Annotated in this window: 10 protein-coding genes; 3 read left to right on the forward strand and 7 right to left on the reverse strand. The window is 63.2% G+C overall.

What is annotated here, in order from left to right:
* Nucleotides 1–40 precede the first annotated feature (40 nt).
* The 7 genes from ACHHTY_RS04780 to resB form a co-directional block, all read right to left on the reverse strand.
* Nucleotides 41–3,538, reverse strand: a complete 3,498-nt coding sequence (locus ACHHTY_RS04780) for a DUF748 domain-containing protein (protein WP_395492946.1) — start codon at nucleotides 3,536–3,538, stop codon at nucleotides 41–43.
* Between the two features lie 185 nt (nucleotides 3,539–3,723).
* Nucleotides 3,724–4,143, reverse strand: a complete 420-nt coding sequence (arfB, locus tag ACHHTY_RS04785; protein ID WP_395492947.1) for an alternative ribosome rescue aminoacyl-tRNA hydrolase ArfB — start codon at nucleotides 4,141–4,143, stop codon at nucleotides 3,724–3,726.
* Between the two features lie 104 nt (nucleotides 4,144–4,247).
* Nucleotides 4,248–5,636: a sigma-54-dependent transcriptional regulator gene (locus ACHHTY_RS04790; RefSeq protein ID WP_395492948.1), complete on the reverse strand. Its 1,389-nt coding sequence runs from the start codon at nucleotides 5,634–5,636 to the stop codon at nucleotides 4,248–4,250.
* Complete coding sequence (locus tag ACHHTY_RS04795) at nucleotides 5,633–7,501, reverse strand: sensor histidine kinase (RefSeq protein WP_395492949.1); 1,869 nt, start codon at nucleotides 7,499–7,501, stop codon at nucleotides 5,633–5,635. The genes ACHHTY_RS04790 and ACHHTY_RS04795 overlap by 4 nt, the downstream gene beginning before the upstream one ends.
* A gap of 25 nt (nucleotides 7,502–7,526) precedes the next feature.
* The gene (locus tag ACHHTY_RS04800) at nucleotides 7,527–8,456 is read right to left on the reverse strand and encodes a phosphate/phosphite/phosphonate ABC transporter substrate-binding protein (protein ID WP_395492950.1); all 930 of its coding nucleotides are present in this window, start codon (nucleotides 8,454–8,456) and stop codon (nucleotides 7,527–7,529) included.
* A 252-nt stretch (nucleotides 8,457–8,708) separates the two neighbouring features.
* Nucleotides 8,709–9,569, reverse strand: coding sequence for a c-type cytochrome biogenesis protein CcsB (gene ccsB / locus ACHHTY_RS04805; protein WP_395492951.1), 861 nt, complete (start codon nucleotides 9,567–9,569; stop codon nucleotides 8,709–8,711).
* 52 nt (nucleotides 9,570–9,621) lie between these two features.
* Nucleotides 9,622–10,965 carry a cytochrome c biogenesis protein ResB gene (resB, locus tag ACHHTY_RS04810; RefSeq protein WP_395492952.1) on the reverse strand — a complete coding sequence of 448 codons (1,344 nt, stop codon included), beginning with the start codon at nucleotides 10,963–10,965 and terminating at the stop codon, nucleotides 9,622–9,624.
* Nucleotides 10,966–11,660: 695 nt separating this feature from the next.
* Between resB and ACHHTY_RS04815 the strand changes: the two genes are divergently transcribed.
* The 3 genes from ACHHTY_RS04815 to ACHHTY_RS04825 all read left to right on the forward strand — a co-directional run bounded on the left by ACHHTY_RS04815 (nucleotide 11,661) and on the right by ACHHTY_RS04825 (nucleotide 14,848).
* Nucleotides 11,661–12,539 carry a hypothetical protein gene (locus ACHHTY_RS04815; RefSeq protein WP_395492953.1) on the forward strand — a complete coding sequence of 293 codons (879 nt, stop codon included), beginning with the start codon at nucleotides 11,661–11,663 and terminating at the stop codon, nucleotides 12,537–12,539.
* Between the two features lie 123 nt (nucleotides 12,540–12,662).
* A complete protein-coding gene (locus tag ACHHTY_RS04820) occupies nucleotides 12,663–13,388 on the forward strand; it encodes a cytochrome C (protein ID WP_395492955.1) in 726 nt (241 codons plus the stop codon).
* Between the two features lie 164 nt (nucleotides 13,389–13,552).
* Nucleotides 13,553–14,848, forward strand: coding sequence for a cytochrome c3 family protein (locus ACHHTY_RS04825; RefSeq protein WP_395492957.1), 1,296 nt, complete (start codon nucleotides 13,553–13,555; stop codon nucleotides 14,846–14,848).
* Nucleotides 14,849–14,911: the final 63 nt, after the last annotated feature.

A 14,911-nucleotide genomic window follows, 5' to 3' on the forward strand; every position in this document is an offset into this window, starting at 1 on the left:
CCGGCTCCGGCCGGTGCTGGACTGGCGGCCCCGGCCAAAATCAGCGGACCCCCAGTTCCAGGCCGATCGGCACCAATTCGTCCCGCGCCTCGGCCTCGGCCGCCGCGCCGGCTACTACCCGCTCGGGCTCCAGGCCGGCCCCTTCGGTCAATTCCCGAATCACCGCTGTCCTCCGGGCCAAAGCCAGATCGAGCAGTTCCTGTTCGGCCAGGGGGGCGTTGTCCACCAAATGCTGGAACAGCGCCTCGTAGAACTCGAGATCGTCGCTGCCGCGGCCGAAAATGGCCAGGGCCGGATTGACCCGACGGGCCTGGCGGCCGGTCTGCTCCACGTAAGCGGCCAGAAATTCGTTCACCGGCCCGGAACCACCGGCCAGGGCCTCCAGGGCGCGCTGGGTTTTGGCCTGGTCAAAGGCCACCGGCCCCGGGTCCTTATCCGGCGCCACTTCCATGCCCAGCTGCTCGGCCAGGGAACGGCGCACCGCCAGGGAGCGGATACTGGCCCCGTCGGGTTCCCGGGCGAAAGCGCCATGGACGGTGAGGATCAACTGGGGCCGCTGCTCCAGAACCTCCGCCACCTGGTGCAGTTTTTCCCGCTCCGGCGGGGGCGGCTCGACCTGGCCGGGGGCGAAGAAAACCGTGTCCGGCTGGGGACTGTCGCTGCCGAACAGGGCTCCCAGGGCCCGAAAGGGAGCGCTGACGATCCGGACCAAGAGATTGCGGATCGCCTGCCAGATCACGTGCCCGTATGAAAATTCGGGGTTGTCGAGATTGCCCCGCACCGGCACGGCCACGTCGATCTTGCCTTCGCGGTCGGTGAGCAGGGCGATGGCCAGGTCCAGCGGCAGCCGCAGGGCATCGGGGCTTTCCACCCGTTCGCCGAGGCGGAAATCCCGCAGGATAACATGGTGATCCCCCAGCAGTTCGCTGTCCGCGATATTATAGGCCAGGTCCAAATCGAGCCGGCCGGAGGCGATCCGGCGGCCGGCAAAGGTGGCGGTGTAGGCGGTCATGGGCAGCAGGGTCACGTTGCGGAAGACCACCTTGAGGTCGGTGAAATGCTTGGGATCCAGCGGCGCCAAGGCGCCGTCCACCCGGGCCTCGCCGTATTCATCCACCTGGCCCCTGAACTGGAGGGTGGTGCGACTCCCCGGTTCGCTGCTGATATTAAGGGCGGTACCCCCGAACTGTTCAATGCGGGCGGCAAAGGGCAGCACCAGGCTCAAGTCGGCGAAATCGACCACCCCGTTGTCCAGCCGTACCCGCTCCACCTGCAGGGGAAAAGGCTCCGCGGCGGCGGACTCGCCATTGGCAACCGGTTCCGCCGCCGGGTCCGGAGAGTCCGCTTTTTCCCGGACGATCCGGGCCAGGTTGATCTCGCCGTCCTCAAAAATGACGATTTTGGCCTCCGGCTCCTGCAGCCTAACCTCGCTGATCAACAGGTGATCCGGGTTCAGGCTGAAATCGAGCCCGGCCACCGCCAATTCCCGCCAGGCCAGAAAACGCTCGCCGGTTGAGCTCTCCTCGAGCAACAGGTCATCGATGCCGGCCCGGCCGTCCACCTGGAGCCGGGGGCCGGCGGGATCGGCCCGATAGGTGAAACCCTGGTCCAGGGCGAGCTTACCGCCGGCCAGACGCAGCAGGACGTGCTCGGCCAGCAGGGTATCCAGGGGTTCGAGGTTGAACCCGGCGACCCTGAGCCGGCCGCGCGCCTCTTCGCCGCTCTGGGCTACAGCACTTTCCAGCGCGACGGTGCCGCCCTGGGCCACCTTGGTCTGGGCCGTGAGTTGGAAAGGCTCCCGGCCGGCGGTATCGATGCCCTCCACGGTCAGGGCCAGATCGCGCAGGCCATAGGTCAGGGGGGGATTGAAGCCCTGGTCGGCATAGTCCAGGCTGAAATCGGCCAACTCGCCGCGATCGAGCAGCAAGCGCCAGGCCGGGGCCGCTGCGGGAGCCGGACCCGGATCGGCTGGGGCCGGCGAATTTTCCGGTACGGCGGCCAGCACCTCGAGTTGGCGGATGGTCCCGGCGGCGGTGCGCACCAGCTCGGCCCGGCCGCCCTCCAGCCGCAGCGCTTCGATCTCCACCCGGCGCTCGGCCAGCTCGAAACTCACCCCGGCCAACCGCGCTCCAGCCAGAGCCCAGAGTGGATGTTCGGCGCCGGCTTCTTCCCGGCTGCTGATCCCGGCCAGCCGAAAAGCCAGCTCGGCCACTCGCACCTGCGGCTCGCCGGCCCCGACTTCCGCCGCCGCGCTCAGCTCCAGGGCCGCCTCCTCGACCTCGACAATAAAGGGCTCGCCCCGACTCCGGTCGGCATAGTGGAGAGCAAAATCGGCAGCCTGGAAGGCCTCTATGACCAGGCGCCAGGGCTGGGAAGTGCCATTGACGGCCTCGGGCGCCGGTTGTTCGCCGGCCCCTTCCGCTGCCAACGGCTGCGCAGGGTTCGAGTCGCCGGCGTTCGGCCGGCGCAGTTGCTGCCAGTCGAGCTGCCCGGCTTGATCCAGGGCGGCGCTGAGCTGACCCTGGCGCAGCGCGACCGCCGGCACCCGGAGTTCGCGGCGGGCCAGATCGAAATGGACATCGCGCACCGCCAGTTCGGCCAATTGCAGCAGGGGGCGTTCCCCCGCTTTTTCCCGCAGCAGCAGATCGCTGAGGACCAGGTCCAGGGGGGCCACCACCAGTTCGGTCTCGCCGGCGGCATGGGCAAAACGGTAGTCCAGGCGCAGGCGGGCGACTCCGGCGGGTTCGGCCAGGGTAAAATCTTCCTGAAAAAATTTCCAGATCTCGGCGGGCTGAAAATCGTCGATGGCCAGGGTGCCGTGGGAAGCCAGGGGAACCAGGGAGACATCTCCCTGCCAGCCCAACCGGCCGCCGCCGGGCAGCATCGCGGTCACCGCGTATGCGCCGCTGCGCTCCGGCAGGGTGGAAATTTCGCTGAAACCGATGGCCACCGGGGCGAAGGTGGTGCGGACCGGAACCGGCCCGGAGTAATCGGCAAAATGGATCTCCCCTTGGCTGAGGGCGGAGCTTTTGAGGAGCAGGCGCACCGGCTTGGCCGGCTGGGGCGGCGGCAGCTGGGGCGGGGGCGGCTCTTCCCGCTCCGGCAACTGTGCCAGCAGTTGAGCCAGATTAAGGCGGCCCTGCCGGTCGATGCGCAGGTGGAGGATGGGAGCTTCCAGGGTAATTGCGGCGAAGGTCCAGGCCCGCCGGTAAATGCTTTCCAATTCGAAATCGACGAACAGGCGATTAAACTCCAGCAGCGGTTCACCCCCGGCGTCGCCCAGCCGAAAATCGTTGATTTCACAGGTAAAGATAAAGGGATTGATCCGCACCTCGCCCAGGCTCAATTGGTGCTCGAGCTGTTCCTCGACATAGCGGGGCAGATAACGGTTGACCAGCCAGGGAGCCAGCAGAAATCCCGCCAGGGTATAAGCCAGCAGGGCCAGCCCGCCGGCAATCAGCCAGCGATTGCGGGATCTTTGCCACCAGGATCCCCCGGTTGGTGCGGCCCCCGGCAAAGCCTGCTTTTTCTCGGCCATCTAACACCTCCCAGCCGCGCGGATTAGGCAAAAGCGGACCAAAGGGCTTCCGCCTTCGAGTCTTCCTCTTTTGTAGCGGGGGGCGGGAGGGCCTGTCAATGGCAAAGGGCAAGGGCAAAGGGCAAGGGCAAAGGGCAAAAAACGGGCCGGCCCAGGAGGCAACGACCGGTCAGGCGACAAGTGCTTCAGTCGCCGGAAGTGACGGGCTTGCGCAGGGCCTTGACCCGGCCAGCCCGGGTCTTGCTCTCCAGGCGCTTTTGGCGGGCGGCTTTGCTGGGGCGGGTGGGTTTGCGGGGTTTGGGCGGGCGGCTGACGCTGAGAATCAGCTCCCGCAATCTCTGGAGGGCATCTTCCCGGTTTTTCTCCTGGGTCCGGTAACGGCCCGCCTTGATTACCACCACCCCCTCGGCGGTGATCCGCCGATCCGGCAGGGCCAGCAGTTTTTCCTTCCAGGTTTCGGGCAGGGATGAGGCTTGGATAGCAAAAAAGAGATGAATGGCCGAAGAGACCTTGTTGACGTGCTGGCCCCCCGGCCCGCCGGCCCGCACCGCCTGCAGCTCGATTTCCCCGTCGGGGATCGAGATTGCGCTGGTTATCCGCATCATTTCCTCCGTGACGGCAGTACAGCCGGGCCCGGCCACACCAGCGACGATATACCGGGGGAGTGTTATGCCCAGCCGTAAACATGCCTCAACTTAGCGATGCCCCCTCAGGCCAACCCGAACTTCTTGACCTGGTAGCGCATGGTATCGTAGGTAATTCCCAGCAGCTTGGCCGCCTTGGCCTGGTTGTTGCCGGTCCGTTCCAGGGCCTGGTGGATCAGCTCCTTTTCCACCTCTTCCAGAGAGATACCGGCTTCCGGCAGGATAATCCGATTGGATTTGCGGCGCTCGACAAAACCCCTCTGCTGGGGCAGGTTGAGGGAGAGGTGCCAGGGTTCCATGATTTCCACATTCTCCAGGACGACGCAGTGTTCGATAACATTGCGCAATTCCCGCACATTGCCGGGCCAGGGATAGCTCATAATCGCCTTTTCCGCCGCCGGAGAAAAGCCCTTGATCTCCTTTTTCAGATACTTATGGGCGAAGAACCGGAGAAAATGACGGGCCAGCAGCAGGATGTCCTCCCCTCTTTCCCGCAAAGGCGGCAGGCAGACGGTGAAGGTGCTGAGCCGGAAATAGAGATCTCCGCGGAATTCGCCTTTCTCCGCGGCTATCTTGATATCCTTGTTGGTGGTGGCAATCACCGTGGTATGGATGGGCAAATCAATGCTGCCGCCCAGCCGGCGGACCTTGCGGTCCTCGATCACCCGCAGCAGCTTGGCCTGCAGGTCCAGGCGCATATCCCCGATTTCGTCCAGCAACAAGGTACCCCCGGCGGCCAGCTCGAAAACCCCCTTCTTGTCGGTCCTGGCATCGGTGAAGGCGCCGCGGGTATGACCGAAGAGTTCACTTTCGATGAGGTTTTCCGGCAGGGCCGTGCAGTTGATGGCCAGAAACGGCCCCTCTTCCTCCTGCTCGGCCTCTTGCCAGGCATGAATCTGGCGGGCCAGAACCTCCTTGCCGGTCCCGGACTCGCCGGTGACGAGGATGGTTTCAGCCCCGACCGAGGCCAGTTTCTGCGCCTTTTGCAGGATTTCCCGGATGACCGGGGATTCCCCAAAAAACTGCTTCTCCGGGGCTTTGGCCTCTCTTTCGCGGAGGAATTTGACTTCCTCCTTCAGGCGCAGGTTCTCGACAATATTCCGGGTGATGATTTTTACTTCTTCGATATTGAAGGGCTTGGTGAAGTATTCGACCGCCCCGAGCTTCATGGCCCGAATGGCCGACTCCGCCGAATCATCGGCGGTGAGCATGACTACCGCCGCCCCCACACCCTCCCGCTTTAGGGCCTCCAGCACATCGAGCCCGCTCATCTTTTCGTCGATGTCGATATCGAGGAAGACCACATCGGGGTGCCAGGCTGCGATATTGGCCACCACCTCGGCGGTGGTGGTCTGATAATGCACTTCGTAGCCTTCTTTCTTCAGGGCCCGAGCCAGCATGGAAACGATCAGCTCGTCGTCATCGACGGCGAAAATTCGGCCATTATTATTCATGCGCCGACAGCCTCCTCAAGTTCCCCGAGACTTTGCTCCTCCGGTTCCCGGGGCAAAGTGATGATGAAAGTGGTGCCCCGGCCCGGGGAACTGATCACCTCGATATCGCCACCGTGCAGTTCGACCAACCGCTTGCTGATCGCCAGGCCCAACCCATTGCCCTTGGGCTTGGTGGTATAAAAGGGCTGAAAAATACTGGCGCTGACCTCGGCCGGCATGCCCTTGCCGGTATCGGCCACCTTCACCCGCACCTTATTATCCGGGCCAAGCCAGGTGGCCAAGGTGATCATGCCCTCCTCGGCAATCGCCTCAACGGCATTGAGCAACAAGTTCAGCAGAACCTGCTGCAACTGGGCGGCATCGGCCTGGACCGGGGGGAGATCTTGGGTCAGCTCCCGGCGGAATTCAATCCGTTTGCCGTTTTGCCCGGCATAATCAGGTGATTTGAGGATCATTTCCGCGTTCTTGAGGCCGTTTTCAACCTGGAGATTCAAATCGAGGCGAGAAAAATTGGGCTTTGGGGGCCGGGCGTAGTTGAGCAGATTGCGGAGCAGATTTTCAATCCGCTGAATCTCTCGGACGATTCGAGTAAATACATCGCGATCCTCCGGGGCCAGTTCCAGTTCGTTGCTCAACACTTCCATCGAAATCTTGATCCCGGCCAGGGGGTTTTTGATCTCGTGGGCCAGGCCGGCGGCCATTTCTCCCACCGTGGCCAACTGCCGGGAACGCAGAAGGGCTTCCTCGGTCCGAACCCGGAGGGTGATATCCCGGTCGAAGGCAAGCACGTACTTTTTCCCCTCCATTTCCACCAGGCCGGCACTGAATTCCACCGGAAAAACGGTGCCGTCCTTCTTGCGGTGGTAAACCCGAGCCTCCACCCGCTCTCCCTGCAACAGGCGCTGAAAGCGGGGCCCGGCCTTGGCCGCACTTTCCGGGGTATCGATATCCTGGATGCGCATGCCGATCATTTCCGCCACCGTATAGCCGTGCATGGTCGCCGCCGCTTGGTTGGCGGCGACGATGGTTCCCACCTTTTCGCCTTCGGCCTCAAGGATGAAAATGGCATCCACCGCCGATTCGAAAAGAATCCGGTAGCGGTCCTCCACCTCGGCAATCTGCTCGCGCTGTCGCTTCAGGGAAGCGGTCATCTGGTTGAAGGCCCCGGCCAGCTCCTGAAATTCGTCATAAAGGGGTTCGGAGATGGCATGGTCCAGGTTTCCTGCCCCGATTTTGCCGGTGGCCCGGGTAAGCACCGAAATGGAGTTGGTGAAGCGGCGAATGAAAAAAAAGATCAGAGCCAGGGCGATCAACGGGCCGCTGATCACCAAAGCCAGAACCAGGTTTTTGGTCCGACCGATCTCCGCCCTGGTTTCCTCGATCCGCATCGGGATCTTGTGGGCCGAAATGGTGGACAGGCGGGAAACCTCCCCATAGAGCTGCTGGCCGCTGGCGTAAGCCTCCTCTATTTCATTGTGCAGCCGGACCCGGTTCGCCCGGATGGTATAAACCCGGCTCAGCTTTTTGAGATAATCATCCATCATTACTTTGATCCGGTCAAAGCTGGCAAAGATCTCTTCGCTGTGATGGCAGGAATAACACTCTTGCGAGGCCTTGCGCATCGATTCGCCGTGGCCGACCACGGTGGTGATATCCGAGGCGTGGGGCGAATCGGCCAGCAGCAGATCGGTCTGGACCATCATGATGCTGTTGCGCAGATTGGCCCGGCGATGGGCCACTTCGGTGAGCTGGACGACCTTTTCCAGGCCATGGATGGCCCGGTTGTTGGCCATGGTGATATAGATGCCCCCACCGACAAAAAAAAGGGTCAGGACGATAAAACCAATAATCGCTTTTTTTCTCATAAAATCAAAATCATCTCCGCCGCCATCACTGGTTGCGGTAGTGGTAGTCGGCCAGATCCAGGCCTATATCCCAGGCATAATCCAAAACCGGATTGTAGTCCTCGACCCCGGTGGCGAGAAAACGCTCCGCGCCGAATTTCGCCAGCGCCTCGCGCCCGGAAGGGTCATCTTGCATGGTCAGCAGCAACTGCTGCAGGCGCTCCCGCAGAGCCGGATCCAGTGCCGAGCTCACCACCAGGGTATTGGAGGGCACCGGCGGTGAAACCGCGATGATTTCCAGGAGTTCCCGGGCCCGGCCGCCTTCGAACCTGTCGAAAATCAGATCCTTGGCGGCGCCGATGTCCGCCCGCCCCTCGATAACGTCGCGGATGGCGTCTTCGTGGGTTCCGGCGAAATAAATTTCTTCCAACCAGGCTTCGGGGGCGCTGATCCCCTCCTGGTGAAAGTAGTGCAGCGGCAGCAGCCAGCCGGCCGTGGTGGCCCGGTCAACCATTACGAAAACCTTGCCTCGCATACCCTCGGCCGTCCTGATCTTGCTGTCCTTGCGGGCAAAGATCATCCCGTAATAGGTGGAAACCCCGCCGCTGTACTCCGGCCGGGCCAGGGGCTTAGCCCCCAGCACCTCGATGGCCAGGGCCCCGGTAAAGCTCCCCAGGAAAGCGCCGTCCAGCTCCAGGCTGGTGAAATTATCGATGATGTTGCCGTAGCGGCGCATTATCCGCAGCTCAACCTCGAGCCCGGTATGCCGGGCCAGGTATTCGGCAATGGGGGCGTAACGCTGGCGCTGCACGAAGATGTCCTGTTCGGGCAGCAGGCCGATAAGCAGGCGCTGCTGCGGCCAGGCTGGCGGCTCGGGGGTTTTTTCCCGGTTCCGGTCGCAAGCCGCCGACAGCCAGAGCAGGGTCAGCAGGCCAAGCACTAACAGGGGCCGGCAACGCGGCAAAAAAGACTTCATCGCTTTCTCTCCCTTCCCGAACTTCCGGCTGGCGTCAATAACGCATGACCGCCCCCGGCCAAAGGCCGGCGCGGCGGCAAGGCGTCATTGATGATCGGTGCTTATGCGCCTTGGCCCGCCAACGCGGCTCGCCGGCCGGCACCGTTGCATGATCGCTGTCTTATGACGACCGCCGCCCGGATTGTCAAGACCCAACCCGGGCGTGAATCTCCTGAAAAGGCAAAACTCCTGATTTTTCCGTCCCTTTGCCGCTCAAGCATAGCTGTGCAGTCCTGACAGCAGAAAGTTTACTCCATAATAAGTGAAAAGGGTGCAAACAAAACCGAGAATCGCCAGCCAGGCGATCCGCTGGCCGCCCCAGCCCCGGGTAAAGCGGGCATGGAGGGTGGCGGCATAGACGAACCAGGTGATCAGCGACCAGGTTTCCTTGGGGTCCCAGCTCCAGTAGGTGCCCCAGGCCGAGTTGGCCCAGACCGCCCCGGTAATGATCCCGGCCGAGAGCCAGAGAAAACCAAAGAGAATGGTCTTGTAGATAATGTGATCAATGGTTTTGAGGCCGGGCAGGGTGGCCCAAATGCCGACGCCGTCCGGCTTGCCGCTTTTATCGGCGTTGCGGCTCTTGAGCAGGTACATCACCGCCAGGCCGAAGGCGACGGCGAAGGCGGCGTAGCCGATGAAGCAGGTGATCACATGGGCGATCAGCCAGTTGCTTTGCAAAGCCGGCAGCAGGGGGCGGAGATCCTGGTTCCACTGGGGCCAGTATTCGGCCATGGCCTGGCTGAGGAAGGCAAAGGGCATGACAAACGCCCCCAGGGTCTGGTTCTTATACATGTATTCCATGATCAGGTAGATCAAAGCGATGCACCAGGCAAAGAAGACCAGGGACTCGTACATGTTGGAGAAGGGGGCGTAATAACCGAAACCGAGATTAAAGGCCTCGTACCAGCGGGTCAGGATGCCCAGGGTGTTGAGCAGCAGGCCGCCCATGGTGGTCAGGGTGGCGGCGAGCCCCAGGGTTTTGTTTTTGGTCCCGTACACCAGGATCGCGATGTAGAGTACCGACGAGGCCAGGTAGGCGAAGGTGGTCAGGTTGAGGAAGGTGGCGCTTTGCATGGGGGTTTGCCTTTGATCCTTGGTTTTAGGCCCTGGAGGGTTGCCGGTTGGTTTATTTGATGGCCGGATCGCGCCGCAGCCGCTCGACCAGTTCGGCGAAACGCTGGTCGAAGGTGGCCTGGTTGCGGTTGCTGCCGCCGGCCAGCAGCAGCCGGGTCCGGCCCTCCCCGTCCGGGCGGAGGCAGGCCCAGACCCGGCGGTGGGTGACCAGAAAGGTAACGTAGAGGCCCAGGAGCATCAGGGCGAAGCCGGCATAGACCACCCAGACCCCGGGATCCCGGGCCACCTGCAGGCCGGTGGCGTAACGCTGGCGGACGTAAAAAAGGTAATCGCCGCCGGGCCACGAGAGGGTGGCGGTCTCCAGATCACGCAGGGGGAAAACGTTGGGTTCAGCCCCGGGGGCACTGAAACTGACCTGGAACTCTTCGACCCGGCCCTGCCGGTCGCTCCTGGAGGTGGCCAACTGGAAGCTGACCTCCTCCTCCGGCCAGGCAAAGGGTTGGCCGGCGCCGGCCAGCAGGCTGGTTTCCCGGCCATTGGCCTGATTGCGGATCCGGACCAGGAATTCGGGCCGGGGCTCGTAGCTGGCCTGGTAGAAGGTCAGGCCCCGGTGCTTGAGGGGATGGTTGACCCGGATGGCGGTTTGCCGGGGGGCGACCAGGGCGGGATCGAGGATGGTCACATCGGAGCGGTATTCCCGGGCCATGCCGTTGGGGTAATAGCTGATGGCGAAGTTGTCCAGGCGCAACTGGAAGCCCAGGGGAATCTCCCGGGCGCTGCCATGCTCGAAGACCCGGCTGATGGTCACCCCTTCCGGGAACATGATGCCGCCCTTGTAGCCGAAAACCGCCCCGACCAGGGCGCCGGCGAAGATGACCAGAATGCTGAGATGGACCAGGTAGGCCCCCAGCCGGGACCAGGCCCCTTTCTGGGCGAAGAGCAGCACCCCGCCCTCCCGTTCGCGGCCGGCGCTCGGCCAGCCGGCGGCGGCCAGCAGGTTCGCCACTTTCTCCGCGGCGGCGGCAGGGGTTGCGGCCGCTACCGCCAGCTCCGCTTTAAGCGGCATTTTCTCCAGCCGCGCCGGCTCGGTGGCCAGATGGTCGCGGGTCACCAGCCGCCAGGCCCGGGGCAGGCGCTCCAGGCTGCAGACCACCAGGTTGACGGCAAAAACCAGCAGCAGGAGGAGGAACCACCAGGAGCCGTACATGGCGGTCAGGTCCAGGGCCTGCAAGAGGCGGGCCGGGCCGGGGCCGTAGGCGTCCTGGTAATACTCCGGGGGCTGGCCCTGGGGAATGATGGTGCCGATGATGGAGGTGGCGGCCAGAAGACCGATGAGCACCAGGGCCAGTTTGACCGAGGCGAATAAATGCCAGATGGGTGCATCTGTTTGGTTCATGGGGACCTGCCGGGCTAAAAAAAATGAGGCGCTTGCGGGGGTTAGGGTCAGGGATCGGCCCCCCAATAAGGGCCCAGAGCCTGAACTGAAAATTTTATTAACCAGCAAAATCTATGCCTTCTTTAGTCAAATCCCCAAAAAATCACTTAAAACAACTCGGTCATCTGCCGGACCAAAGGTCCGGTTATGCCAAAAAACCCGACCTTTTGGCGAGTTAACTAAAGCCTGGGAACACCGGCGCATGGCCTTGCGGGTGGGCTGAACGGCCCCGGATTAAGGCCGAATGAACGAGTCCACGCCCCCCGGCCGGGGATATGGCCAACCCTATCTGGTCATATCCCCGGATTCTGCTCCGGCCTCACCCGACCGCCCTCCCCTTCCGTCCCTTCATTTCCCTGTCTAATCGTCTTTTTTAGCCATAAAACGGCAATTGGCACGCCGATTGCTAGTGACCCTGACCGACAGCAAGGGAGGGCTTGGCCAGCGGCGCAAGCGGAACTTGGAACCAGCACAAGGAGAGGGAGGTGAAGGCACCGTCAGTAAGCAAGCAGTAAGCCCAGGCGGGGACCGGCCAGGGACCCGCCGGCCGTTGCCGCAGCAGGCACAAGACAATGAACAAGGTTGCCGGCCCGGTTTGGGCCGGGCAGCCGGAGAGCAAAAGAGGGAAGTCTCAAACAATTCAGGAGGATGCAGCAATGAAAAAGTATCTGGTAGTAGGTTTGGCCGCCGCGGCCCTGGTAGTAGCCGGTGGCCTGTACAATGAAGCGGACGCCCGGGCCAAGGGCGCGGGCATCGTGGGCAGCGCCCATGACTTTACCGACAATGTAAATGCTGAAACAGGTTCTAGTTTCCGTGACTACACTGGCACTGATTTTCAGGAAGCCGCTGATGGCTGGAACTACCGGGGTGAGATCTGCCGGGTTTGCCATGCTCCCCATGATAAGGGCCGCACCGCCTGGAAGGAGTGGGGCGAGGAAGTAGGCGAAACCGGGCTGCTCTGGAACCATCAACTCGCCGATACGGACGTTTATGACATGTATGAGAGTTCTTCACTCGAAGGTGACATCGCCGGCAACGTTATCGGCAAATCCAAACTGTGTCTCTCCTGCCATGACGGCACCGTGGCCCTTAATGCCTTTGACGGTCAGCAAGGTGGCGCTTTTGGAACCGCGGAAGAACCCCTAAATGGTGGTGTTTTTATGGGCAATCTCTCCAACGGCTTCACCATAGGCCAAGGACGCGCTGGCAGTGGCACCGATTTCCTGATGGGTACCCACCCGATCTCCGTCGCTTATGCTGAAGGCCACTTTGCCGAGAACCCCAAGGTCGGCCGGGCCGGGGGTCTGCATAACCCCGATGGCCAGGTCTTCGGCAATCTGGTTAAGATGACCGATGCCCCCACCGTGGACATGGTCCTGGAGCAGGGCATGGTGCAGTGCCACTCCTGCCACGATGTCCATGACTCCCCCGGCGTCAACGCCATCGGCACCCGGCTCAACCGGGCCGGCCAGGGGCTGGCGGGCAACCGCGGCGCCGATCCCTCCGGTCTCTGTTTGAGCTGCCACAACAAGTAAGCCTGATCGCGCCGCCATTGGACGACGCAATTAGGTTGCCTCCGGGCGCGGAAGGGGGGTTCGCCTTCCGCGCCCGGAGGACGTTGGGGCTGCACCCGCGGGTCAACAAAGGGGGAGGAGGACATGAAGCAAACCAACTGGTGGCTGGTGGCGGCATTGCTCCTGCTGGCCGGCTGGGCCCTGCCGGGCAACCTGCTGGCCGGTAATGGCCAGGGAATCAAGGGCAGCAAGCATGATTTTTCCGGTGAGGACTGGAACAACGGGGGGCTTGAATACGGCGGCGAAGTCTGCCGGGTCTGCCACGCCCCCCATGACCGGGGCCTCGAGCTCTGGCAGGGCTCCGATTCCGGCCTGCTCTGGAACCACAGCGTGAGTACGGCTGAATACAGCATGTACAGTAGTGCCAGCCTGGCCGGGACCATCGAAGATCAGCCGATCGGGCGCTCCAAGCTCTGCCTGAGCTGCCACGACGGGACGGTGGCCCTGGACGCCTTCGACGGCCGCCAGGGCGACATCGATACGGTGCTGACCGGCCGCTTTGTGATCGGGGCCCTCAAGGATGGGGCCAAACTCGATCTGCGGGGCCATCACCCGGTCTCGGTGCAGTATGTCGACAATACCAAGATCGGGATGGCGGGGGGCTTGCATGACCCGGCCGACAAAACCTGGTACGACCACAGCCCGGTGAGCCAGTATCTGGAGTTCGGCCGGGTGGAGTGCCACTCCTGCCACGATGTCCACAACCGGGTCTCGGTGCCTAATACCGTGGTCCTGCGGGCGGGTATCCGGACCGGCCAGGGGGGGGCTCAACACGCTTCGCTGCTCTGTCTGACCTGCCACAACAAGTAATTTTTTTATTCCTGGCAAGTTGCCTAATTGACAATAAAAGTTGGGATAGGTTAAAAGATCAATTTGGCCAACTGGTATAATCGAAACTTGCCTCTTAATGATAAGTCCGATTTTTTTAATGACCCCCGGCCGGCGCCGGGGGTCGCTTTGTTGAGTCTCCCCTAATGCCAATAACGTGGTGTTTTACTGGCCGTGCCCGGGTTCTTTTGCTGCTGATCCTGCTGCTGGCGGCGTTGCCGGCCGGCGCCGCGGCCGGCCAGCGGGAAGAGGGCTTCGCCCTTGACCCGGAGGAATCCTGCCTGCGCTGCCACCAGGATCTGGCCGTGGCCCCCCATCTTCATCCCGCCGCTGCCGACGGCTTCGGCTGCGCTACCGCCTGCCATCAGCCCCTCGAGGCCGGCACCCACGCCTTCACCCCCCTGCCGGCCGATCTCGGCCCGGTATGCGCCGACTGCCACCAGGACCCCGCCCTTACGAAAAAACAGCAAGCCCACCCGGCGGCCGCCGCCGGCCGCTGCGGCGACTGCCATGAGCCCCACCAGTCCGCCTTCCCTCGGCTGTTGCGGCAAGCGCCGGAGCACCTCTGCCTGGCTTGCCATACGGCGGCCGGCTCCCAATGCAGCTTGGGCTGCCGGGAGGTCCGGGAGGGAACCTGCGCCACCTGCCATCTCCCCCACCGCGCCGCCGAAGCCGGCCTGCTGCGCCTCCCCCAGGGGGAGCTCTGCCTGAGCTGCCATGAGCCTTTCAGCGGCCCGGTGGAACACGGCCCGGTAATCGAAGGCAAGTGCGCAAGCTGCCATGCCTCCCCCTTCCTGGCCCTGGCGGATGAACGGGCCGCCGCGCCGGACTTCGCCCCGGCCGCCGACCCGGAGGCCCCGCCGCCCAGCCGGATGCAACTGGCCCAGCCGGAAATCTGTTTCGCCTGCCACGACCGGCGCCAGACCAGAGCCGCCGGCCAGGCGGTGCCGCCCATCCAGCCGCTGTTTGACGACCCGGAAGCTTTCCTGCACGCCCCCTTCGCCAAGGGCCGCTGCAGCGACTGCCACCGACCCCATGTGAGTGAGTACCCCAGCCTGCTCACCGAGCCTTATCCGGCCGGGCTCTATACCGGCTACTCCGAAGAGGCCTACGCCCTCTGCTTTCAGTGCCACGACAGCGACAACCTCACCCGATTCCGGACCAGCCGGGACACCGGCTTCCGCAACGGGGAAATGAACCTGCACTTCCGCCACGTCAACCGGGCCAAGGGCCGCTCCTGCGGGGCCTGCCATTCGGCCCACGGCTCCAGGCAGCCCTTTATGATCAGCCCGGTGGTGCGCTTCGGCCAGGCCGCCCTGGGCCAGCGGTTTGAGAAAACCGACACCGGCGGCAGTTGCGCCACCGCCTGCCATATCGAGGTCGGTTATGACCGCGAGGAGCCGGTGGATAACCGCCTGCGCACCTCACCGTGGCCGGACTGAGCTGGCCGGCCGAGGCACAAAGAACGGCTGGTCCCGTCGGCGCCGGCGGGGCCCACATTACCG

It is taken from the genome of Desulfurivibrio nitratireducens, assembly GCF_044068515.1.
Taxonomy (GTDB): Bacteria; Desulfobacterota; Desulfobulbia; order Desulfobulbales; family Desulfurivibrionaceae; genus Desulfurivibrio.